The 22,597-nt window shown below is 49.2% G+C and carries 24 protein-coding genes; 11 read left to right on the forward strand and 13 right to left on the reverse strand.

Annotated elements, in window-relative coordinates:
• Window positions 1-8: 8 nt before the first annotated feature.
• Both DUW71_RS07030 and DUW71_RS07035 read left to right on the forward strand, forming a co-directional pair.
• Window positions 9-959 (forward strand): DUF58 domain-containing protein, encoded by a 951-nt coding sequence (locus DUW71_RS07030; RefSeq protein WP_119394542.1) that lies wholly within the window; start codon window positions 9-11, stop codon window positions 957-959.
• Window positions 949-2,814 carry a transglutaminase family protein gene (locus DUW71_RS07035; protein WP_119394543.1) on the forward strand — a complete coding sequence of 622 codons (1,866 nt, stop codon included), beginning with the start codon at window positions 949-951 and terminating at the stop codon, window positions 2,812-2,814. Before DUW71_RS07030 ends, DUW71_RS07035 begins: the two co-directional genes overlap by 11 nt.
• Here DUW71_RS07035 and DUW71_RS07040 read toward each other — a convergent pair.
• On the reverse strand, window positions 2,783-3,895 hold the full coding sequence (locus tag DUW71_RS07040; RefSeq protein ID WP_119394544.1) for a class I SAM-dependent methyltransferase: 1,113 nt from the start codon (window positions 3,893-3,895) through the stop codon (window positions 2,783-2,785). The two genes, DUW71_RS07035 and DUW71_RS07040, sit on opposite strands and share 32 nt — an antisense overlap.
• Between DUW71_RS07040 and DUW71_RS07045 the strand changes: the two genes are divergently transcribed.
• Entirely contained in the window at window positions 3,894-4,313 is a 420-nt protein-coding gene (locus tag DUW71_RS07045; RefSeq protein ID WP_119394545.1) for a secondary thiamine-phosphate synthase enzyme YjbQ, read from the forward strand. The two genes, DUW71_RS07040 and DUW71_RS07045, sit on opposite strands and share 2 nt — an antisense overlap.
• 10 nt (window positions 4,314-4,323) lie before the next feature.
• On the opposite strand, the gene trmA is transcribed toward DUW71_RS07045, so the two are convergent.
• Window positions 4,324-5,412 carry a tRNA (uridine(54)-C5)-methyltransferase TrmA gene (gene trmA / locus DUW71_RS07050; RefSeq protein ID WP_119394546.1) on the reverse strand — a complete coding sequence of 363 codons (1,089 nt, stop codon included), beginning with the start codon at window positions 5,410-5,412 and terminating at the stop codon, window positions 4,324-4,326.
• Window positions 5,413-6,186: 774 nt separating this feature from the next.
• Here trmA and DUW71_RS07055 point away from each other — a divergent pair.
• Window positions 6,187-6,909: a transposase gene (locus tag DUW71_RS07055; protein ID WP_158583912.1), complete on the forward strand. Its 723-nt coding sequence runs from the start codon at window positions 6,187-6,189 to the stop codon at window positions 6,907-6,909.
• 101 nt (window positions 6,910-7,010) lie between these two features.
• Window positions 7,011-7,619, forward strand: a complete 609-nt coding sequence (miaE, locus tag DUW71_RS07060) for a tRNA-(ms[2]io[6]A)-hydroxylase (protein WP_119394548.1) — start codon at window positions 7,011-7,013, stop codon at window positions 7,617-7,619.
• A gap of 48 nt (window positions 7,620-7,667) precedes the next feature.
• Here the strand turns inward: miaE and DUW71_RS07065 are convergent, their stop codons facing one another.
• The 4 genes from DUW71_RS07065 to DUW71_RS07080 all read right to left on the reverse strand — a co-directional run bounded on the left by DUW71_RS07065 (window position 7,668) and on the right by DUW71_RS07080 (window position 10,745).
• The gene (locus DUW71_RS07065; protein ID WP_158583913.1) at window positions 7,668-8,402 is read right to left on the reverse strand and encodes a UDP-2,3-diacylglucosamine diphosphatase; all 735 of its coding nucleotides are present in this window, start codon (window positions 8,400-8,402) and stop codon (window positions 7,668-7,670) included.
• A gap of 2 nt (window positions 8,403-8,404) precedes the next feature.
• Window positions 8,405-8,902, reverse strand: coding sequence for a peptidylprolyl isomerase (locus tag DUW71_RS07070; RefSeq protein ID WP_119394550.1), 498 nt, complete (start codon window positions 8,900-8,902; stop codon window positions 8,405-8,407).
• A complete protein-coding gene (folD, locus tag DUW71_RS07075) occupies window positions 8,902-9,771 on the reverse strand; it encodes a bifunctional methylenetetrahydrofolate dehydrogenase/methenyltetrahydrofolate cyclohydrolase FolD (protein ID WP_119394551.1) in 870 nt (289 codons plus the stop codon). Before folD ends, DUW71_RS07070 begins: the two co-directional genes overlap by 1 nt.
• A 74-nt stretch (window positions 9,772-9,845) precedes the next feature.
• Window positions 9,846-10,745, reverse strand: coding sequence for a LysR family transcriptional regulator (locus DUW71_RS07080; RefSeq protein WP_119394552.1), 900 nt, complete (start codon window positions 10,743-10,745; stop codon window positions 9,846-9,848).
• A 122-nt stretch (window positions 10,746-10,867) separates the two neighbouring features.
• Here DUW71_RS07080 and DUW71_RS07085 point away from each other — a divergent pair, with 122 nt between their 5' ends.
• The 4 genes from DUW71_RS07085 (at window position 10,868) to DUW71_RS07100 (ending at window position 14,056) form a co-directional block, all read left to right on the forward strand.
• Window positions 10,868-11,935 (forward strand): DUF5610 domain-containing protein, encoded by a 1,068-nt coding sequence (locus DUW71_RS07085; protein ID WP_119394553.1) that lies wholly within the window; start codon window positions 10,868-10,870, stop codon window positions 11,933-11,935.
• 25 nt (window positions 11,936-11,960) lie between these two features.
• A complete protein-coding gene (locus DUW71_RS07090; RefSeq protein ID WP_119394554.1) occupies window positions 11,961-12,200 on the forward strand; it encodes a glutaredoxin family protein in 240 nt (79 codons plus the stop codon).
• Window positions 12,201-12,209: 9 nt separating this feature from the next.
• Complete coding sequence (locus tag DUW71_RS07095; RefSeq protein WP_119394555.1) at window positions 12,210-12,902, forward strand: hypothetical protein; 693 nt, start codon at window positions 12,210-12,212, stop codon at window positions 12,900-12,902.
• A gap of 200 nt (window positions 12,903-13,102) precedes the next feature.
• The gene (locus DUW71_RS07100) at window positions 13,103-14,056 is read left to right on the forward strand and encodes a chemotaxis protein CheV (protein ID WP_119394556.1); all 954 of its coding nucleotides are present in this window, start codon (window positions 13,103-13,105) and stop codon (window positions 14,054-14,056) included.
• Window positions 14,057-14,198: 142 nt separating this feature from the next.
• Here DUW71_RS07100 and DUW71_RS07105 read toward each other — a convergent pair whose 3' ends face one another.
• The 7 genes from DUW71_RS07105 to DUW71_RS07135 form a co-directional block, all read right to left on the reverse strand.
• Window positions 14,199-14,822 carry a phosphoadenosine phosphosulfate reductase domain-containing protein gene (locus tag DUW71_RS07105; protein WP_119394557.1) on the reverse strand — a complete coding sequence of 208 codons (624 nt, stop codon included), beginning with the start codon at window positions 14,820-14,822 and terminating at the stop codon, window positions 14,199-14,201.
• A gap of 91 nt (window positions 14,823-14,913) precedes the next feature.
• On the reverse strand, window positions 14,914-15,906 hold the full coding sequence (mvaD, locus tag DUW71_RS07110; RefSeq protein ID WP_199671171.1) for a diphosphomevalonate decarboxylase: 993 nt from the start codon (window positions 15,904-15,906) through the stop codon (window positions 14,914-14,916).
• Window positions 15,893-16,804: a mevalonate kinase gene (gene mvk, locus DUW71_RS07115; RefSeq protein ID WP_119394558.1), complete on the reverse strand. Its 912-nt coding sequence runs from the start codon at window positions 16,802-16,804 to the stop codon at window positions 15,893-15,895. Before mvk ends, mvaD begins: the two co-directional genes overlap by 14 nt.
• Window positions 16,801-17,733: a mevalonate kinase family protein gene (locus DUW71_RS07120; protein WP_119394559.1), complete on the reverse strand. Its 933-nt coding sequence runs from the start codon at window positions 17,731-17,733 to the stop codon at window positions 16,801-16,803. Before DUW71_RS07120 ends, mvk begins: the two co-directional genes overlap by 4 nt.
• Window positions 17,714-18,883 carry a hydroxymethylglutaryl-CoA synthase gene (locus DUW71_RS07125; RefSeq protein ID WP_119394560.1) on the reverse strand — a complete coding sequence of 390 codons (1,170 nt, stop codon included), beginning with the start codon at window positions 18,881-18,883 and terminating at the stop codon, window positions 17,714-17,716. Before DUW71_RS07125 ends, DUW71_RS07120 begins: the two co-directional genes overlap by 20 nt.
• 5 nt (window positions 18,884-18,888) lie before the next feature.
• Window positions 18,889-19,923 carry a type 2 isopentenyl-diphosphate Delta-isomerase gene (gene fni / locus DUW71_RS07130; protein WP_119394561.1) on the reverse strand — a complete coding sequence of 345 codons (1,035 nt, stop codon included), beginning with the start codon at window positions 19,921-19,923 and terminating at the stop codon, window positions 18,889-18,891.
• Window positions 19,920-20,960 (reverse strand): hydroxymethylglutaryl-CoA reductase, encoded by a 1,041-nt coding sequence (locus DUW71_RS07135; RefSeq protein ID WP_119394562.1) that lies wholly within the window; start codon window positions 20,958-20,960, stop codon window positions 19,920-19,922. Before DUW71_RS07135 ends, fni begins: the two co-directional genes overlap by 4 nt.
• A gap of 207 nt (window positions 20,961-21,167) precedes the next feature.
• Here DUW71_RS07135 and DUW71_RS07140 point away from each other — a divergent pair, with 207 nt between their 5' ends.
• Window positions 21,168-21,956 carry an SDR family NAD(P)-dependent oxidoreductase gene (locus DUW71_RS07140; protein ID WP_119394563.1) on the forward strand — a complete coding sequence of 263 codons (789 nt, stop codon included), beginning with the start codon at window positions 21,168-21,170 and terminating at the stop codon, window positions 21,954-21,956.
• Window positions 21,956-22,567 (forward strand): DUF599 domain-containing protein, encoded by a 612-nt coding sequence (locus DUW71_RS07145; RefSeq protein WP_119394564.1) that lies wholly within the window; start codon window positions 21,956-21,958, stop codon window positions 22,565-22,567. Before DUW71_RS07140 ends, DUW71_RS07145 begins: the two co-directional genes overlap by 1 nt.
• The last annotated feature ends 30 nt before the right edge of the window (window positions 22,568-22,597 follow it).

Consider the following 22,597-nt stretch of genomic DNA (forward strand, 5'->3'; position numbering starts at 1 on the left):
CCGTTGGCATGAGTGCAATGAAGGCTTGGCTAAATAACCGATTCGAAGCAGCGATTACCGAACGCTTCCCCGAAGTTGTTCAGGGCAAAGTAGGGCAGCGACAATTGTTTGTATTGCCCTCGCTAAATGGTGTGCTCTGGCTGGTGCTGGCGCTGGTTATCTGGCTTACAGGTATTAACTATCAAAATGGTTTGGTGCTAATCATTGCCTATTTAATGGGGAGTATTTGGCTAGCGGCCATGTGGTTATGTTATCGCAATCTGCATGGCTTGCAGTACCACATCAGTGCCATTCGCCACGCCGAAGCTGGTGAGCAAGCAGAAGTGGATATTGCATTTAGCAGCAAACGTACCAGGTATGATATCGCTGTGCGCTGTACCACTGGCGAGTGGCGCTATACCGATGTGTCGAGCGACAGCCAAGGCAGTGTGCGAGTGCTGGTAGACTTACCCCATCGGGGTGTTTTTCGCCTGCCTGCTTTGCGTTTAGAGACGCGCCAGCCATTTGACCTTGCCGTCGTGTGGTCACAGCTTAGACTCAGTTGTGAGTTATTAGCTTATCCGGTGGCTAAGTCCGCCATGGTCAATGCAATCCCAACCGATGCCAGTGCGAGCGAGCATGAACGGCCAAGTAACCGTGGAGATGTGGATGGTCTAACCGAGTGGCAGGCTGGTCAGGAAACCAAGCATTTACGTTGGCAGCATTACTTGTTGACTGGTGAAGCCAGGTTGCTGCACTTTGCTGAACCTGCTGGGGCACAATCGCAGATGATTGCTTTAGACCAATATAGTCACCTTGGTTTGGAAGCTGCACTGTCTGCTATGGCAGAGCGAGCGAACCACTACCATGAACATGAGATTGCTTTTGGGCTGTCGCTTGGTAACCAAACCATTGATATCAATGCTGGGGCGCAGCACCTAAGCAACGTTAGAGAGGCACTTGCGCGATATGGCCATTGATTTTAATGCGCAAATCCCTGCCACGGCTAGGCAGTGGCTGTTAGTTGTTGCCATCGCTACCTTGCTGCCATGGTTGACTGACCTGCCGTTGTGGCTGTTGGTAGTGGCTGGGTTTGCACTGCTTATTCGCTGGTTGGTTTATCGCCAATATATGCCACCGCCGCGCACCGCATTAAAGTTGTTGATGGTGGTTAGTATTCTAGCTGGGGTATCGTTTACCTTTCAGGGGTTTAGCTTAGAGTCTGCTGCCACCCTTTTATTGGCTATGTATTTGCTTAAGTTTACCGAAGCCTACGACCGCAAAGGTGTTCAGGTGCTGGTGCTGACAGGTATTTATGCTGCTGCATCGCGGCTATTGCTAGATCAAGGCATGCTTACCATGGCATTTACTGTGCTGCTGCTGGGGCTCAACTTATTGGTGCTTTCCGAGTCGCAACGACGAGGTAAACACAAGTATATGCGCCGCCATACTTGGCTGAGCATGTTAGTCGCGACACCATTCGCCATTGCGTTATTTGTGTTTTTTCCAAGAATCGCGCCGCTTTGGAGTGTGCCGTTAGCGCAGCAAAACTTTTCTGGCTTGTCGACTGAAATCGCACTCGGAGAGCTAGCCAATCTAGCTCGCCAAGATCAGCTAGCATTTCGCGTCACCTTCGATGATACGCCACCACCACCGCCTTATTATTGGCGTGGGTTAACACTGAGTTACTTTAACGAAGAAGGCACCTGGCAGTCGACGGTGCGAGGTGTTAACTGGCCACAAGCCGAGCCAGCGAGTTTACCGATAGACTACCGCTACCAAGTGCTGCTCGAGCCGACTGGTCAGCAAATGCTGTTCACGCTTGGCACGCCAGTGCGCCCGCTACCAGAGCGAAGCGAATTAAAAGTAGATGGCACACTAGAGCGCGAACGCCCGGTTACCAGCAACTTGGCCTATGATATTGCAGCCAGTTCAACAGTACCTGCCAGTGAGCTATCTGCTGGCGCAGAACGCTTCTTAACCCGCACTGGTGGACACCCAAGGTTAACAGAGCTGGTAGCCAGTTGGCCTGATGATTCTGTGGCGGCGCGTGTGCAGCGGATACGCGAGTATTTTGTTAGCCGCGAGTATTTTTACACACTCGACCCACCACGCTACAGCGCTAGTGGCCTAGCCATCGACGAATTTGTTTTTGATCAACGTATTGGATTTTGTAGTCACTATGCTTCTGCGACTACCATGATGCTGCGTGAGTCTGGCATTCCTGCTCGCATTGTGGGGGGCTATCTTGGTGGCCGTTGGAGTCAAAATGGCGAATATTATACCGTTAGCCAACTAGATGCCCACGCCTGGGTGGAGTATCACGATGGCGAGCGTTGGGTGCAACTAGACCCTACTTCTTGGGTGGCGCCTGATCGAGTATTGAGTTCACCAGCGGATTTTCTAAACGAGGCGGGTAGCCTTGTTCAGCAGCGGCTGTTTTCTACCAATGGCATTGGTTTGCTGACGCGCATCGGTTGGCGCCTCGATGAGCTATCGTATTTATGGCAACGGGCAGTGGTGAACTATGACGATAATGATCGAGAAGGCCTACTGCAAAAATGGTTTGGCCGCTCAGACATCTGGGCCATGCTGTGGGTCTTTGTTCCCCTTATGGCTACCTCTTTGTTTGCTTATTTGGTTTGGCTGCTTTGGCGTATTTACCGCCGCGACCCTATGGTAAAACTCATGCGCCAGCTTGAGCGTCAATACGGCACCCGCGAACCGGGGCAAACGCCACTACAGTACTGCCAGCAACACGGGATAGAGACCACAAAAGTGCTGGCACTTTATGAAGCACAACTTAATTCTGGCAAACCATCACCACGAACTTAGGGTCTTTAGAGATGGTTTTTACTCGCTTAAATAAGCGCTTTAAGATTTGGTGGTAATTTAGGTGGCGATTGGCAACCACAACAAATCGCCCGCCTCGATTAAGCTGTTTGGCGGCTTGTTTAAATAGGTGCCAAGCTAGGTCAGTTGTTACGGCACCATGCTGATGGAACGGTGGGTTGCACAGAATTAAATCAAACTTCTGCTCAATATTGGCCAAGCCGTCTGTGTGATGCAACGTAACATTGGCATCCGGGAAGTTAGCTTCCATGGTGTTAACGCTACAGTGCATGGCAATGGCCGAAGCATCGGTTAACGTAACCTGTGCTTCTGGGTGCATCGCTAGCCAAGCTGCCGCCAAGTTGCCCGCACCACAGCACAGGTCACATACCTGTTCGCCAGGCTCGATAGTGGGCAAGTACTGCAACATTACGCGCGTGCCGATATCCAGTTTTGCTTCGGCGAAGACGCCAGGGTGTTGGTGAACGCTAATGTCTTGTTGGTTGCTAACAGGCATTAAATAGGGTTTGCTGTTTTTAATGCTAGTTTCAGTGCCACTGCGAGCGAGCCACAAGCGAGCACGCTGCTTAGTGAGCTGTGGCGTTAGATCTGCTAGATAGTCGGCCATGGTGGCTTCATGCGCGTTGGCGATATATTTTTGCATGCCAGCAAGAATGATGGGTGTGCCAACAGGCAGTGCTTTATTAAGTTGCGCCAGTTGCCAAGCAAACAACCTAGCCGATTCTGGTATTTTAAATAGTACCCGTTGCGCGACGGGTACATCATCTAAGCTGGTCGCAAAGGGTGCTTGTGGCAGTTGGTTACGCGCTAGGTTTTCGGCAATGGCCAGGGCACTAACGGCGCTGTCCCCCCAGTTGATGATATTTTTCCCCGCGAGCGGCACAGACAAGGCGCCAAAGGCGTCATTTACTAGCAACTGGCTAGGTACTTCCCCTGCATGCTCAACCTCTGCTAGCATTCGCCGGTCGGCAGCGTCCCACGCCTGTAGCGAGGGGTGGTGGCGAGCAGGGCGGCGCTTAATTTCAAAAGTGCCGAATGGGCTGTCAACTAGGGTATTTTGCATGTGGATTCAACGCCAAATTAGTATTCCCGCTAAAAAACGCGGCTATCATTTGATTGATAAACAGGTGCGCTCAGCCCTGCCAGAATTATCATCGGTGCAACAGGGGCTGCTGCAGCTGCAAGTATTGCACACTTCAGCCAGCCTGTTTATCACTGAAAATGCTGACCCAGACGTGCTGGTAGATTTTGAAACCATATTAAACCGTATGGTGCCAGAGCATCAGCAAGGTCTATTACATACTCTTGAGGGGGCTGATGATATGCCTGCGCACATCAAGAGTGCACTACTGGGGTCGCAGCTAACCTTGCAAGTAAATAATGGCAATTTAGTCATGGGTACTTGGCAAGGTGTTTGTTTAGGCGAGCACCGAAACCATGGTGGTACTCGCACTATTGCTGCAACGCTGATCAGTAGTTAAACCTTGCGCTCTAGCTTCGCTTCTTCAACAACAAACCGCACTCTAAGTGGTGGGTGTAAGGGAACTGGTCAAATACCGCCACTTCAACAATCTCATGGGTGTCCGCCAATGCTTTGCAGTTTTCTGCCGCAGTGGTTGGATTACACGAAATGTAGATGATTTGCTCAAACTTACGAGCCAAAGCCACCGTTTCGTCGTCTAGGCCAGCGCGTGGCGGGTCAACAAACAACGTATCGAACTGATAGTCAGCAAAGTCAGGTAGTTGTTTGTGTGGTTTGCCGGTGTTGAAACACTCTGAAAAATCTTCACTGGCCATGCGGGCAACGTGAACGTTTTCTAGGTTGTTCGCAGCTAGATTCTCTTTCGCTGCCGCAACCGACTTCTTAGAAATCTCACTCGCAACCACTCGATCAAAGCCTTTGGCGAACGGTAAGGTAAAGTTACCAATGCCGCAATATAGCTCGAGCAGATCGCCACTTAGATTGTTTGCCTGCTTAAGCGACCAGTTGATCATCTTTTGGCAAACTTCGGCATTTGGCTGAGTGAAACTGTTTTCGTATTGTTTGTAATGAAACGCACCGGCATCGGTATGCAGTGTTTCATTCACATAGTCACGGCTAACCACAATGCGCTGCTTACGCGAGCGCCCGATAAGCTGGACACCCAAACGTTTTTCAACTTCTTTGGCTACCTCGGTCCAGCTGTCGTCCAGTTTGCGATGGTAAATCATCGACACCAGCACATCGCCGGTGGTGCTGGTTAAAAACTCAACCTGGAATAGTTTAAAACGTAGAATTTCTGGATGAGCATGAACCTCGGCAAGTAAATCAACCATAACTTGGTTAATCTTCTCGTTCGCCACGTCGAAGGTTGTGATTTCTACCGGCGTTTTTGGATCCCCTGGATTAAACATGGCGTAATAACAACGATCACCATCCTGCCAAATACGGAATTCAGCACGCATGCGGTAGTGCGTTGGCGACGAGGTAAACACTTCAGGCCCTTTCGGCAGCAACCCTGCAAAGGTTTGCTCAAATTCTGCGATTTTTTCAGTCAGCTGCTCATCGTAGCGCTCTGGCTCAGCGTGAAAAAGTGCCATGGTTCACCTCGGTTTAGTTGAGCAGCGCAGTTTAATGATTTTAGTGGGGGTGTACAGGGGGATTGAGTTGTTGAGGTTTTTCCGCCCGATAAGCTCGATAAGCTGCGATAAGCTGGACACCCAAACGTTCTTCAACTTTTTTCGATAAGCAGGACACCCAAACGTTCTTCAACTTTTTAAACGATAAGCTGGACACCCAAACGTTCTTCAACTTCTTTGGCAAGTTCGGTCCAACTTTGGAGTTTTGGGGTTTTACGAAAAGCTGAGTTTTAAGTAGGACACCCAAGATTATAAAGTTGAAAAGTTAAACACTTAAGCACTTAAGTACTTTAATGACAGCTTTTACCTGTTGAAACGAATGGCAATAGCAAGCGCGCTTCAATAGTGCGCCGACTATGGAACACTGTTATAAGCTACCCACCAACACATTTTCTAACAATTCTTCACAGCTGTTTATTTGATCAGTGTATATATGAATACTATTCTCACGCAGTAATCAGTTGAGGTTGAGTAGGTATTATGACGATAGCAAGAGCTGAGCAGGTGAGGTTGTTCGAAACATGTTGGTATCACATAGTTGCTAGGTGTGTTCGAAAAGCATTTCTTTGTGGTTTCGATCATAGCACTCAGCAATCGTATGAGCACCGTAGAGAGTGGGTGATAGAGCGCGCTAGGTTACTTAGCAGCGTGTTCACGATTGATGTCGCCGGTTACGCGATTATGTCCAATCACTATCATTTGATCCTTCATGTAAACTTAAAAGTGGCGGCAGGCTTGAGCGATCAAGAAATAGTTGATCGGTGGTGTGTGGTGTTTGCAAGTAATAAGTTGGTTGAGCGCTACTTAGCGGGCGACCAAAGTGTTGCTGAACTTGCGCGGGCAACCATTGAGTTATGGCGGGCCCGTTTGCAGGATTTATCTTGGTTTATGCGGTGTTTAAACGAGCATATTGCTCGCAAGGCCAACGCTGAAGACAACTGCTCTGGCCGGTTTTGGGAGGGAAGGTTTAAATCTCAGCCACTGCTAGACGAAAGGGCGTTGCTTGCGGCCATGGTGTATGTTGATTTAAACCCGATACGTGCAAAGACTGCAAGCCGAGTTTTAGACTGTGAGTTTACTGGTATCTATGAAAGAATTCATGGGCAGGTGTCTAGCCAGTATCGCGAGACAATGCCATCTACCTTGGTTGCGTTTGAAGGAAACGCGAAAGACGCTAACTCATGCGTAGTACCCTGCACATATGATCAATACTTGGAGCTATTAGATTGGTCGAGTCGACAAATTCACCTGGGTAAACCTGGCGTCGTTGATCGTTGGCAACCACCATTGTTGGCGCAGCTAAAGTTTGGTGTCGACCAATGGCAGACTGTGTGTACTCGTTTAGGAAAGGTTGGGCACACAGCCCTTGGTAGCGCAGCGAGGATAGCGAAGTTTCAACAGTCGAGGGGGATGAAAAAGAAATATTGTAACTCGTTAGTTACGCAGCTTTTTGCCTAGCTTGTTCGTGTAGTTTATAGAACTCGTGTTAATTGGCCCTATTCCCCTTTAATTTGCAGGCGATATCGTTAAAATTGGCGTCGACTATTATGAGGTAAGCCATGCGCGAAGTTGATCTGCAACCCGTTAAAGATTTTTTAGCCTGTGAAACGCCAGATGCTTGGGTTGATAAGGCCCTTACTGAATTGCCCACGTTGCTGATCGACCATGCCCAGTGCGAGCACAAAGCGGCTGCCAGTGCGATGAGCTTAATGTATCGTCATGCGGAATTTCCTGAGCTGCTCGACAAAATGTCGCAGCTTGTACGTGAAGAGATTTTGCACTTCGAGCAAGTGATCAAAATCATGCGCGAACGGGGGGTTGAATATGGCCATCAGACGGCTAGTCGCTATGCTGCCGCACTGATGAAGCATGTTCGCAACACAACGACCGAACGATTGGTAGATAAACTAATCATTGGCGCTTTTGTTGAAGCGCGCTCTTGTGAACGCTTTAATAAGTTGGTGCCTGTATTGGACGATCAACTCGGTAAGTTTTACCATTCGCTACTGCGTTCAGAAGCCCGTCATTTCGAGGATTACCTAGAGCTCGCAGAAATAGCCCAAGGCGGTAGCGTCGATGATCGTGTGGCCTTCTTCCGTGAAAAAGAAGCCGAGTTGATTTTATCTAGCGACCGTCAGTTCCGCTTCCACAGCGGTATTCCTGCTTAAATAGATTGGAGTTGCTCGGTGAGGTTCAAACTTGGACACCCAAGCAACTCATTTGATCGGCTGCTCAACGAGCTCCCAGTTGCTCCCTGTTACACACACATACCACAATGATTTGCCCCAATCGCCCAATACTATTCGAGTATTTTCTGCAGTATGAACATTAGGTCGGTGCGTGTGTCCGTGAATCATTAGATTTATTGGGTGTCCAGCTTTGCTAGAGTGGTTATGCCTTGCAAAAGCATCGGTGATGGCGGCTGGTGTGACGTCCATTATTTGCATGCTTTTGTTGGCTTGTCCGGCTTTTGATTGGCGGCGGGCTTTGTTGGCTATGGCCTGACGCGTGGCTAGGGGTAGGGCGTTGTATAGCCATTGAACGGCTGGGTTGCGAACAACTTTGCGAAACCTTTGGTAGCTGGTGTCGTCCCAGCAGTATTCGTCACCGTGGGCGAGGATTGCTTGGATGTCCTCGATGGGGTAAACCTGGTCGGAGTTAAGGATTGTGATGCCAACTTGGTTTGCGTATTGCTCGCCTACAAGGAAGTCACGATTGCCATGGATGAAGTAGAGCTGGCAGCCGGCATTTTTAAGTTTGAGCAGTGATTGATTGATCTCCACGATCGCTGCGTCTTGATAGTCGTCGCCAATCCATGCCTCGAAGAGGTCACCCAGAATGTACAGCGCTTGCGCGTCTAGCGAGATTTGCTGGCAGAATTGGCAAAACGCCCGAACTAGGTCCGGGCGCTGGGCAGAAAGATGCAAATCTGCAATGAGGTAAGACGCCACTATTAAACTAGCTCGGCCTTTTCGATGATCACTGATTCAACTGGCACGTCTTGATGACCGCCGTGGAAGCCTGTTTTAACGCCTTTGATTTGGTTAACGACTTCCATGCCTTCAGTCACTTTACCAAATGCGCAGTAACCCCAACCGTCCATCGTTTTACCACGGTGGTTTAGAAACGCATTATCGGCGACATTGATAAAGAACTGGGCCGTTGCTGAATGCGGGTCCATGGTGCGAGCCATAGCAATCGTGCCTGCTTCGTTCGATACGCCATTGTCAGCTTCGTTCTCTACTGGCTCGGCCGTGGTTTTTTGCTGCATATCTGCTGTGAAACCACCACCTTGAATCATAAAGCCGTCAATAACACGGTGGAAGATTAGGCCATCATAAAAGCCATCTTTTACGTAGTTCACGAAGTTGGCTACGGTTTTTGGCGCTTTGTCTTCAAATAGCTCAATTTTAACGGTGCCAAAATTGGTTTGCAGTTGTACGACTGGCATTATTTTGTCTCCAGTTTTAGGTGTAGTTCACGGCAAGCTTGCAGTGTGTTCTCAATAAGTGTGGCAACTGTCATAGGGCCTACGCCACCTGGCACCGGCGAAATCGCTGACGCTCGTTCTTTCGCAACGTCAAACTCTACGTCGCCGCACAATTTGCCATCCGCCATACGGTGGATGCCTACATCAATGACGACGGCGCCTGGTTTAATCCATTCGCCCTTCACTAACCCTGCAATGCCAGCGGCCGCCACAACAATGTCGGCGCGCTCAACGTGGGCTTGTAAATCTTTGGTGAACTTGTGGGTGATGGTGACTGTTGCACCGGCTAATAGCAATTCTAAGCCCATAGGGCGGCCAACGTGGTTAGAGGCACCAATAACGACTGCCTCTTTGCCTTTCGCATCTATGCCAGACTCTTTGAGCATGGTCATAACACCCTTGGGCGTGCAGGGCGCCAAAACTGGCTGGCGTTGAGCAAGTTTGCCTAGATTAAAGGCGTGGAAGCCATCAACGTCTTTATCTGGGCGTATACGTTCCAGCACTTCATCTTCGTTAAGCTGCTCCGGTAGTGGGAACTGAACTAGGATGCCGTCGATGGTGTCATCGTTATTTAACCGGTCTATCAGAGCATTGAGTTCATCTTGTTTGGTGTGCGCTGGCAGGTCGTAAGCAACCGAGCTAAAGCCAACTTCTTCACAGGCTTTGCGCTTGCTACCTACATAAACTTGGCTTGCTGGGTCTGAGCCAACAAGCACTACGGCAAGCCCTGGTACTCGGTGACCGGCAGCTTGCAGCTTTTTAACTTCGTCTTTAACGCGATTGCGTACCGATTGTGCAATGGCTTTTCCATCGATGATTTGGGCCGTCATGCAGATTCCTATCGGGTGAGTAGAGCGGCGCATTTTCGCAAAACAAGGCTCATCTTGCTAGATGCGCGCACGGGTTAATTTAATTCGTAGTTTTCAAAGTACTCAACCATAAAGTCAATAAACGCACGACTTTTAGCTGATAAGTAGCGGTTTTCAGGGTAGACGATATGTATGGTTCGCGCTGGGAAAACGACTTCAGGCATTAGATGCACTAGTTTGCCGCTTGCGAGGTCTTCTTTAATCATATAAATCGGCAATACCGTGATGCCCATGCCATTCATGCAGGCTTCCGCCATGGTATCTAGGTCGTTAACGGTAAAACGCTTGTCTTTGTCTTGCAGGCCAGCTTCTTTTAGAAAACGCTTAATCCAGCGAGGCTCGGCGTAGTCAATGCCACTTACCATTAAGATGTCATGGTTTTTTAAATCGGCGAGTTCTTTGGGTGTCCCACGACGAGTCAGATAGTCTTTAGAAGCCGTCATGATTACTTTTTGCTTGGCTACTGGGCGGGCCACCAGGCGGCTGTCTTGCAAAGAACCAAGGTGGACAGCTAAGTCAATGCCTTCACGAACTAGGTCGAGTGAGCGGTCGGCAAGTTGCAAATCAAAACTTACGTCTGGGTAGTCTTTGACAAACTCAGCGAAAATCTTCATTAACATTGAGCGGCCAAAGGTTGGCGTGGCGGTGATTTTAATGGTGCCGCGTGGCGATGTTTCCAAATCACGTACCATGTGCTCTGCTTCTTCTAGGTCTTCTAGAATTTTAGAGCAGCGGTTATAGAACAGTTGCCCAGCTTCTGTGGGGCTAACCGAGCGGGTGGTGCGGTTTAGCAGCCTCACGCCTAGGCGATCTTCGAGAAAGCTAATTTGCTTGCTCACCGCCGAGGGTGTCAGCCCTAGTTGGTGTGCAGCATTGGTAAAGTTGTTTGCCTTTACAACTGTGGTAAACACGATCAGTGGATCAAGCTTTGCCATTATCTATCCCAGTTATCACTAATTAGTGCTAGTTTAATGAAAAAAAATCTTAAATTCATCGCTAAAGTTATATTTAAGTTGGCCGATAGAGTCGTTGCAGACCATAAAAGTAGGAGGCAGTCATGAAAGTAGACGGCCCAAATGTTCCCATTGGCAAGCCGCCGGTTACCCCCGAGCAGGCAAATATGGGTCAAAATAAAAAGCTGAGTTCCGAAACCAGCACCGCTCAACAAACGCCAAAAGCGTCTGATGATGTGAAGGTAAACCTTAATAAAACCGACGCGGCAGAGAAGTTCGATGGCGCTAAGGTCAAAGAAGCTGTGCTTAGCCATGTTTCAAAAGCCCTAGCCGAAGCGCGCCAGCGAGGCGTGGATGAATCAGAGATTCAATCACTCAAGCAGCAAGCGCTAAAAGGAGTTGAACAAGGCTTTGGTCAGGCGTTGAAAGACCTAGATGAAATGAATCAGCTGTCACCTAAGCTGACACAGAAAATTGGTGATACGCTCGATGATATCAAGTCCGCCATCCAAGAAGATGACTACAGCAGCCTGACCGATAAACAAAAGCTCGCAAAAGCTGAGCAAGAAGGTGGTTTTGTTAGCCAAGGTTATTTTAGAAATAATCAGTCACTAAACCTAATGGTGCGCACGCGCGATGGCGATCAAGTGCAAATCAGTTTGTTGCAGGATCGTGAAGCAATTTCACAATTACGTGGCGACAACCAACAATTGCTAGGGCGTTGGCAGCTAGAGCAAGCGGGTGCATTACAATTTTCGGTCTCGGGCAACTTATCCGAGCAGGAAAAGTCGGCCTTAAATGACATCATTAATCAAGTTGGCTCGATCGCGAATCGCTTTTTTAATGGCGAGTTAGATAGTGCCTTTGAATTGGCAAAAGAGCTGGATATTGGTGGTACCGAATTGGCTAGTTTGTCGCTTAACTTGCGCGAAACCACAACAATGGCATCGGCTTATGGTGAAGCATCTGGTGCGAAACGTTTACCACAAGGGTTGTCGCCATTGGCTCAATTTGTTGAGCAAGTGATGGGTGCGGCAAAAGACAGCGAGCAAGCAGGCTTCGATAAACTGCTACCAGTAGACTTACTAGAAATGCGACCAGAGATGAATGACACCCGAGGTCAGTTGCTAAATGATGTAAGAGATTTGCTAACTAATATGAGCAAGGGGTAGCATACTCGCTTTTGCGAGGTAGTTCATGGTTAAACTGATGCACACAGACGGCTGTCACCTTTGTGAGTTGGCGCAAGCGCTACTTGATCAAGCGGTCAATGCCGGCTTAATTTCAGGCTACGAACATGTTGATATTGCCTTAGATGATGAACTAGTCGAAAAATATGGTATCCGAATTCCTGTGGTCTGCGATAACAATGCGGAATTGGGGTGGCCTTTCGACTATAATGGTCTGCAAACATTTTTAGTGAGTCATCCCAATTAAGGAGTCAGGATGTTAAAGCGTCTGGTTTTAGCGGCAGCCCCTGTTTTAATGGTTGGTTGCAGTACGCTACCAAGCCACCCAAATAGTGCCTCAATTGAAACTGTGTTATCCGAGCATGCTTATGTGGTTGAGTTGTCCCAACGCTGCGACCTTGATCCACAGCTTGAAGGGCTAGCCAATCGCGCCCTAACCACTTGGATTAACCGCAATGAAGGCCTTGTGCGTGCAGCCGAGATGAGCCTAGTTGATATGCTGCGCAACAATCGAACGGTTCGTGATCATGACCAAGGCGCCTTGGCAGCCATGGCGCTTTATGAGCACCGCTCGGCGCAAGCCAAACAAAAAGTAGACTCGGTCGTCGCAGCAGGGCCGCGCTCTTGTGCCCGTGAGTTGAATTCGTTTGCTACGGGCTCACGTGATATTGCTGGTAAAGACTTTGATACGCTATCCACGCTGCAACTTACCCTGCCAAACGATATTAAAGCCCAACGTGGTGCTTATATCGATGAAGAAGGGCGTTTGTACGGCAAATCGTTTATCACGGTAGAGCGCGCAGCGAAAGATGCGCAATGCAGCAATGCCAAGGTTGAAACAGTAGTGATTGACCAAAGTGTTGAGTGGTATGTGAGCAGCTGCAATGACTCCCGTTGGTTGTGGACCTGTGAATGGGGCCGCTGTACTGGCACGTCTGAGTTTAACTAGCCTGAGCAAGCAGAGTCTATAAAGCGACCATTTGGTCGCTTTTTTAATGTTTTCGCCAACCTGCCGATAACCCCTCTAATAAGTTGCTGAAGCGACTGTTTCAGCCAGTTTTTTTGCAGAATATTTAGTGCATTGTGCATAAGGGTCTAGACTCATGTTATGAGTTATGCGCTCACCCGATCAGCCGTAGGAATGTGACGATGTCCGAGCTTTTAAAATCAGTCGATAGCCGTACTCAACTGGTGGGTCAAAACCGATTTGAGATTTTGATGTTTCGCCTAAGCGGCCGCCAACGATTTGCGATCAATGTATTTAAAGTACAGGAAGTGCTAACGCTGCCAAAAATGACGGTGATGCCCGGCGCGCACCCAAATGTTGTAGGGGTGATTCATTTGCGTGGCCGTGCCATACCTGTATATGACCTGGCTCGCGCGATTCACTTAAAACCCGTGCCGATCACCGAAGATTCAACGGTGATTGTTTCGGAATACAACAGCACAGTGCAGGCGTTTTTGGTCGGTGGTGTTGATCGCATCGTCAATTTGAACTGGGACAGTGTGCGCCCACCGCCAAGTGGTGCTGGTCGAGAGCATTATTTAACGGCTGTTACCCATGTGGATGATGAAATTGTTGAGATTATCGACGTTGAAAAAGTGCTCGCCGAGGTGCAACCTAGCCGAAGCGATGTGTCTGCTGAAATTACTGAAGATTACACACCAGAGCTGGCGAAAGGGAAAACCGTACTCATGGTCGACGATTCGCCAACCGCTATTTCGCAAGCTAGAGCGACGTTGAGATCGCTTGGTTTAGTTGTGCATACGTGCAATAACGGCGAAGAGGGGCTTAATCTGTTGCAAAAGTGGGCTACCGAACAAGAAGGAAAGTTGCATGACCAGCTACTAATGGTCATTACTGATGCTGAAATGCCGGTGATGGATGGCTACCGATTTACCACTGAAATCCGCCAAGACAGCCGCCTGAAAGACCTTTATGTGATTCTACATACGTCGATGAGCGGCAGCTTTAATGATGCCATGGCAGAGAAGGTGGGCTGCAACGCTTTCTTGTCCAAATTTAAAGCCGATGAGCTGGCAAAAATTACCATTGATCGACTTAAAGCTTTTGCTGAAGAGCAAGAGAAACGGGCGAAATAGACTCGCTGGTGAAAACAATAAAAAATGCGCCTTGCGAGGCGCATTTTTTTTGCAAATCATTTTTCGATAATTACGCCTTTGGCGGCAAACGACTGCTGAATCGTTTACCTGCGGCGATACCCCGGAGCCCACGGCAAGGCCACTACAGCTGAGTGTGCAAGCCACATTCGCGATTGGCTTCTGCCTTGGTTGGGTCGAAGTATTTCTGCTCATCCGGCAAATTGTGTTCGGCCAAATAGGCTTGCATTTGAGCATCCGTCCAATCTAGCAGTGGTGCGACTTTAAGTGCGCCAGAGGCCGTTTCGCTCACATACTCCATGTTTTGGCGGAACTCAGTTTGCTCGCGCCGTACTGCGGTCAGCCATAGGTCTGGTTTGATTTCATTCATGGCGCGACGAAACGGCTCGAGCTTAAATTGTTCGGTAAATAGCTCGTGGGCGGGGTCGTCAACCATTGGAATGCCATCCATCACAGCATCACGACGAGCTGCGGTCACCTTGGGTGCGTAAACCGAAATATTTAGACCCAGTTGCTCGATGACTTTGTCGGCGAAACGATAAGTGTTTGCTAGGTTGTACCCAGAATCCACCCAGAGTACTTCAATGTCTGGCTTAGCTTGCACTGCCATATGCAGGATAACGGCTTCCTGCGGGCGGAAGTTGGTCGTTACAATAATCTTACCGTCCTGCTTAACCGCCCATTCAATGATCTCTTGCGGGGTGGCATTAGCAAACGTTTTGTTGATTTCGGCAAGTGACTGACTCATAACTTATTCCTCACAAATTTGGCTGCCATCATAACGTTTTGTAATTAAAATCACAGCGCGATTATAAGAACGTTTGGCTTTATGCTAACAACTAAGCGTGCTCAAACGGCAAAATCAGTTCCGCGTTAGGAAAGGCCGCGAGAACATCCGCTTGCTGGCGCCGATCGAATAACAGCTTAACATTCGGCCCTGCATCCATGGTTAAATACACATCTAAGCCATCGCTGCGCAAGGCGCGTACCTTGTGCATGGTTGCAACCGACTCTGGTTGCCAGTACAAAATGCTTGGGTTTGTCGCAATCATGGTGGCATGCATTGTCATGGCGTTGTGCTCAGCTTCATTGAGCAGGGCGATCAAATCACCCGTTTCAATATACTGAGCAATACGCTCAACCGAAGCATTGGCGAACTGCGGCCATGAGTTAAAGAGTGGACAGGTTGCTAGGGTTTGCTTCATGCCCGCAGTAGAGCCAATCGGCTTTTCAGCATCGGTTAGTGTTAGTAGACCAATGGCAAGGTTTGGCATTGGTTGGTCGATTGGTTGGGCAAAACTATCTTTGCCATTATCTCGCTCGCCGCGATGCCAGCGTACAAAGCCATTGGCGATGGAGCGACACGCTGAACCACTGCCAATGCGCGCCAATATTGACCATTCAGTATCGGTTAGTTGCCATTGGCACAGGTCGTTTAGCGCACCAATGAGTGCCGCAAAGCCCGACGCCGAAGAAGCCAAGCCTGCTGCTGTGGCAATATTATTATTGGTTTCTACACGCAGGCGAGGGCGATTGCCATCTAGTGCGTCGAGAAACTCGAAAAGGCGGCGATAGAACGCATGCTCTGGATTAACCTGTTTGCCATTAAGAATGACCAGGTCGGTTTCGCTGGCAGTAATAGTGGTCGTAGAGCCATGGTTTGGCAAAGTGATAGACAAGCTGTCATTGGTCGGTAAGTTGCCGGGGATATTGCGTTTGCCCCAGTATTTACCCAACGCGATATTTACCGGCGCGAATTGGCTGCCAGATGCTTGCATGGGTTGAATGCGCCGCCCTGCGAGCGTGGCGCTTAAGAAGTCAGCTTTGTTCAACGGTCACTCCAATATCTGTGCTTGCTACTGCTAGATGCTGATAGGTAAGTTTCGGAAGGTTGTCGCCCAGTGCCAGCACGCAGTCACCCAAACCAGAGCCGGAAATTTTTGCCGCTAGGCAACGTTCATCGCTAGCAAGCTCAGCTAACAGTTTAAGTGTTTCACTATCTGTAACGCCAAGGGCATGCATATAACCCTGGTACTGGCGCATCACTCTGGCAAGCCCTGTTATGTCTTGCTTGGCACATTGAGCTAGTCCTTCTTCAACCAGCATTCCCATGCCTTGGTAAATATGTTGGTAGCTTGTTGGGGCTGAGTTTTGCCAAAGCGCTACGCGCTTGAGTACGTCTGGTGTTGGTGTTTTATAGCCAAGGTAGTAGAGAGCAAAGGGTGCACTAAATTCTGCCTTTTCTGCGACAATTTTCTCGGCATTGTAAGCCACGGCACCGCCGTATACACAGGCAGCTGCATCAGCACCCGAACCTCGCCCTTGCACAGCACGAATTACGGCAACGGTATGGGTGAGAAGTTGCGCCTGAGATATTTGGCTACCCTGGTAAGCGTACAGGGCGGCCAAGGTTGCTGCGGTAACAGCAGCGGATGAAGAAAGACCTACCGTGTGAGAAATTTGTGAGTCGATCGCAATCTCAAAGCCCTGAGCTGGCTTGCAGTGGGCAATGGCTTGGCATACAAAACCAAGTGCCTGACTGGCTGGAAGTTGCCGCACAGAGCCCGAAACGCGACCGAGCGCCGAGGAGATAATGATTTGCTCATCGGCTCTGGGCACTAAAGTAACGGTGAGGCGCTGGTCAACTGCGAGCACAAGTGCTCGATGACCGTATAAAACAGCATGTTCACCAAGCAGCATGGTGCTACCAGGTGCCGAGGTGATAATCATAAAAGGGTTGCTCCCTGCCAGTCAGGTTGCGCAATAAACTGTGGTAGCTTGCTATCTAACTTATTTATACCCCAGGCAATGATGATGCCTGCCTGATCGCCTTGGTGGCAGCCCGCACCGGCGATTTTAGCCACGCCGCCAAGGGATTCGATATGTTTGATGATTGCTTGTACGGCTGGTGGCACCACACCTATGGCACATAATAAGCGGTGATTTGCTTTGACTGCTTTAAAAAAGTCGACTTGGTTAAACTGGTTAGTTATTGCATTGGCGATGGCCTGACTAACGGCGCCAAAATCGTCCCATACGCTTGCTGGTTGGTGGCGTACAAAGGATACCACTTCACCGGTACTGGCTTTAGGAGGGCCAGTATGAATCACCAGAGCAGGCGGAATATCGCACTGTGTGCGCGTGTTCAGGTTAAGGGTTTGCACGCCACCTAATATACAGGTTCGTACATCTAAGCCGCTGCTCCGCCCGTGCTGGTAATTTTCTAATTCAGTCGCTTTCGCAAGTAAGTCGACGTTTTTTTGATCAGCATTTTGTGCCTTCAAGCAGGCACCGATCACCGACGCAGATGACCCCATGCCACTGCCGGTTGGTAGCTCGCTGCGTACTGCTAGGGTGCCGCCGGTAGTACTGGTAGCGCCAACTAATTCAGTCGCACTGCATAGTGGCAGTGGGTGTTGGTCGGCTAGAAACGCCTGATGTCTCGCCGCAAGCTGAGCATTGAGGTTAGCTGGGTTGGCAAAATGCGCTTGCTGGTCTAAATCAGTTAAACAAACATCTAGCGCGTTGGACGTACTGGGTTGCCATGATGCATAGCTGTAACGGCAAACAGCCAGCGCGATGGCTGGCTGTTGGTAAACAACTGAATGCTCTCCGGTAATAATGAGTTTACCGGGGCACCTAGCAGTTAGTCGGCTCATAATGACGCTGGTGTTGATCGATCTTGGCTAAACGATAGGCACCGGTAGTTTGCTTGGGTAGAACTTGTTCCGAACCGTCCACTACATACCCATAAGTAAATGCCGCTTCATAGTCTGCATAAGTCATTTGCGTGCGTTCGCTAAGCATTTGATGATGTGCTTTGCTATACAGGGCATCACGGTAGCCTGCTACCACAGTTGCACTCATTAACTCGCCCATGCACCCCGAGCCAAAGCTAAATAACCCAATGCGAGCATTCGCTTCGACTTCTTGATTGTCGAGCAGCGAGGCTAGGGCAATATAAAGCGACGCAGTATAAGAGTTGCCAATTGTGCGGTTGTATATCAAGCCCGCTGCAATATTTTGCTCGAACGCTTCAACCTGGTATCGGTTGCCACTTTCGCGGCAAAAAGTTTTGTGCGCTTTTTCAGCCATGCGGCTAAACGGAAGGTGATAACACAGATGTTGGAACTCTAACTCGCCGCCACGCGCTTGGTAGTCAGCAATGCAGGCTTTTAAAGTGTTTAAGTACACCTTGGTTGAATACTTGCCATCCACTAATGCTGTGTCGGAGTAATTAGGCCGCCAGAAGTCCATCACATCATCGGAATGTAAGCCTGCGACTTCGTCAATAGCCAGAATGCTTGGGTTGGCCGTCAGCAACATAGCCACAGCACCACAGCCCTGGGTTGCTTCGCCAGGCGTACCAAGGCCGTAGCGAGCAATGTCGCTGGCGATGAGCAATATTCGTAGTGACGGATTGGCACGAATTTGCGCCAGGGCCATTTGCAAGCCAGCCGTTGCGCTGTAACACGCTTGTTTAAGCTCAACGACACGACAGTTTTGGTTCAACCCTAGTAAGCGGCGGATATAAACACCGCCCGCTTTAGACTGGTCTACGCCACTTTCGGTGGCGAACAATAACTGGTCGACTTGGCGAGCAATGCTTCCGTCTGCGAAGATGGTTTCCGCTGCATTGGCTGCCAGCGTCACGGCATCTTCGTCGACACTCGCGACAGCCATGTTCTCTTGCCAAATTCCCAAAGCAAATTTGTCTGGGTCAATTTGGTTGTGCTCAGCTACGTCCTTGAGTGCAACGAACTGGTTACTTGTATAAAATGCGATACGATCAATGCCTACGCGAACCATCTTATTCACTGTAATCTTGTTTGCGTCAAATACTTGTTATTGCCAATCAGTGATTGCACTGACGGGCATCCTAGTAAAAACATGGCAGTTTGCAGGCCTTGTTTATACCTTTTTATTTCTGTCACCACAGCATCTGTCGATACCATGGCTGGCTTTAAAAATGGTGCCGCCATGCCAACCGTTTGCGCCCCTAGTACGAGAGCTTTACACACATCGATAGGGCTGCGTATGCCGCCACTGGCAATAATGTGTGCCCGGTCAGCAAAAGCTTGGGCATACAACAGGGAGTCTACCGTGTCATGGCCCCAATCTTGAAACACTATGCCTAAATCATTATTACTACCAGCACTTTGTGCGCGGTGGTGTTCAATACGCGACCACGACGTGCCGCCTTGACCGGCAACATCAATATGCTTAACGCCGATTGATGTCAAGGATTCGATGTCTTGCGGGTTGAGTCCACAGCCAACTTCTTTGGCAAATACTGGGATGTCAAGCTGGGCAACTAAGTTAGCAATTTTGTCGATTAGGCCACTAAAATTGCGATCACCTTCGGGCTGAATCGCCTCCTGTAGTGGATTTAAATGAAGGTACAGGGCATCTGCCTGCAGCGTATCCACACAGCGACGTACTTCTTCTAGGCCAAACCCATAGTTTAACTGCACTGCGCCAACATTGGCGATTAACGGTACATCGGGTGCATATTGGCGCAAGCGAAAGCTCTCTGCCGCGCCTTCATGCTTGATCATCACGCGTTGTGAGCCAACCGCCATGGCGATGCCACATTCGTTTGCCGCCTCGGCAAGGTTGCGGTTAATCTTGCCGATTAATGCATGATCGCCGCCGGTCATCGAGGAAATAAGTAATGGTGCGCTCAACGAATAGCCGAGTAGTTCACTGGATAAATCAATGGCATCAAAATCTAACTCTGGCAACGCGCGATGATTTAGGCGCACGCGTTCAAAGCCTCCACCTTGGCGCTCTATCTGTGCGTCTTGTTCAATTAGGCGTATATGTTCAACTTTACGCTCGTTAATCATCCACGCTCCATATTTACGTGCGACTGCATGAGCTCCCCAGGGTTCGTTTGGGCTGCCATTAATGACAACTCTCCACACAGTACGCTGCAAGCACAAATAACGGCCAATCTGCGCGCATTGGCGCCTGGCTCGCGGTTTTCTTTGCAGCCTAACTCAGCTAGGTTGCGTTCAACAAAGTCTATGCCTTTGCCATTGCCAACCGAACCGACGATTAAGTTTGGCATGCTTACAGAAAAATACAGGTCGCCGGCGACCACCTCACAATGAACAATGCATTGCGAGCCTTCTACAATGTTGGCGGCATCTTGGCCGGTGGCCAGATAAAACGCCAACAACATATTTGCCGCATGTGCATTAGCCGAGCGCAAGCCACCAGCTAGGTTGGTGCCAATGAGGTTTTTCTTGATGTGTAAATCAACAATTTTTTCCGGCGTCGACTTTAATCGGCGCTCAACCAACTCTCGCGGTATGGTGACTTCGGCAACAACATTTTTGCCGCGCCCCAAGATACCATTTACTGCTGATACTTTTTTATCCGTGCAGTAATTGGCAGAAATGGAAACATACTTAAGGCTTGGGTGCTCTGTTAATAACCAGGTTTGTACATGCTCAGAGGCAAGTGTCACCATGTTATGACCGGATGCGTCACCGGTTAAGTATTCCAAGCGCAGATATAGCAGGTTGCCAACAAACTGCGGATGGATATCAATCAGCCGAGCGAAGCGTGAGGTTTTGCTCACCACTTCTTCGTTAATTCGATCGATTTGTTGACTCACTTGCTGCCATACATTGGCCAATACGGAAGCGTTATCGGCTTGCACAACAATGGAGCGACTCATTCGTTCGTCAACAACGGTGCAATGAATACCGCCGGCGAGTTTGGTTACGCGCGCACCACGGCCTACCGAAGGCCATAAAGGGCTTTCATAGGTTGCCAGTGGCATCCACAACTCATCGTTGACCTCTGGCCCGATGATTTTTACCGGCCCAACTTTGCGCATTGGGATCGGTGCTTGCTCAATCTTATGTGCTTTCATTCAGTAAAAGGTCGCCGGTTACGTCAGTTAACAAGGCGGCATATATTAAGCGAATGTGACGTCAGCTGCCAGCCATAAAACCAAATTGCTCGAGCGGGTGAAAAATATGCAGCATTCAAGCGCATATTGGATTGCGCAGCAACGGCGCTGATTGCGTTAGATTGCCAAGCCTATGGTAAACTAGCATTTTAGGTAAAGAGGTAATTTATGTGGCGCAACAAAATTGTGTGGGTGACTGGTGGCTCGTCTGGTCTGGGGTTAGCGCTTGCCACTTTGCTTGATCAACAAGGCGCAAAAATAGTGTTGTTAGCACGCAACGAGGCCAAGCTTCGGGCGGCAGCTAGTTCGCTAACGAATTGCTTAGGCTATGCTGTCGTGGATCTGGCCAATATTGACGAAATTGAAAGCCAATACGCCGAGATCAGCGCTAGGTATGGCCAACCACAGGTGTTGATTAATAATGCTGGCATGTCACAGCGAGCGTTTATTGCCGATACTAGCCGCGCGACTGACCAACGACTATTTGATATCAATTATTTTTCGCCACGCCTACTTACCTGCTGTGCGTTACCTCATATGATGAGCCATGGTGGCCATGTCATCACGGTTTCTAGCATGGCTGGCAAACTTGGGTCGCCAGGGCGCGCGTCGTACGCTGCTTCTAAACATGCCATTGGCGGTTGGATGGACTGTTTGCGCAGCGAAGTCCACGCTAGAGGGGTGCGGGTGAGCGTAATTAGCCCAGATTTTATCGCCACTGAGCTTGCCCGGTCAGCACTGACCGGCTCTGGCGAAGCCTACGGCAAAATAGATGATGAGTTGGCCTCTGGCAACTCGCCAGAGAAAGTGGCTAAACTAGCTCTACATGCAATCGAGAAAGGCCGTGATGATATTGTTATTGCCAGTGGTAAAGTGAAGTGGGGTAATTGGATATATCGGCTTAATAGCGAGTGGTATCACAAAATCATTCGCCGCTTTTACAGGAGACATTTTTGATGCTAATCCAATGGTTTGCCGGTTATTTAGCACTCATGTTCATCTACCATTTTTTGTTGTTTAGCTTTGCAAAGTTGCGCTGGATAGAAACAACTCAAACTAAACTTGCTCAGATGCGCATGCTTTGGATTGGACAGATTCGTAGCAAAAACAGCATTCTTGCTGTGCAAACTTTGCGCAACTGGAATATGTCGGCAACCTTTTTAGCGTCGGCCTCGTTATTGATCGCTAGTGGATTATTAAGCGTAACCTTTAATAATCATCTAGATGGCGCTATTCACATAACAGAGTTAGACAGCGCTTCATACAAATTGTTTATTGTGGCATTCACATTTGTGATTGCTTTTTTAAATTTTTCTTTGTGTTTGCGAGCGTTTAACCACTCAGGTTATTTGTCAGAAGTGTCCGCAACCGCAGAGCACAGTGACGAAAAAATCTCACGCATGTTGTGTCGCATTCTCGCCTCCGGTGCGCGCCACTACACGTTCGGTATGCGATGCATTTATCTGTCGATGCCGCTGATTCTGTGGCTATTCGGCGATATATGGTTTTTAGTGGGTGTTGCTGTGCTACTTGTGTTTTTACTCTATGTAGATGTGTTTAGCGCATAAAAACCTAGGCGTAACAACTACTGAAAATCA

This window comes from Salinibius halmophilus, assembly GCF_003577475.1.
Lineage (GTDB): Bacteria > Pseudomonadota > Gammaproteobacteria > Pseudomonadales > Natronospirillaceae > Salinibius > Salinibius halmophilus.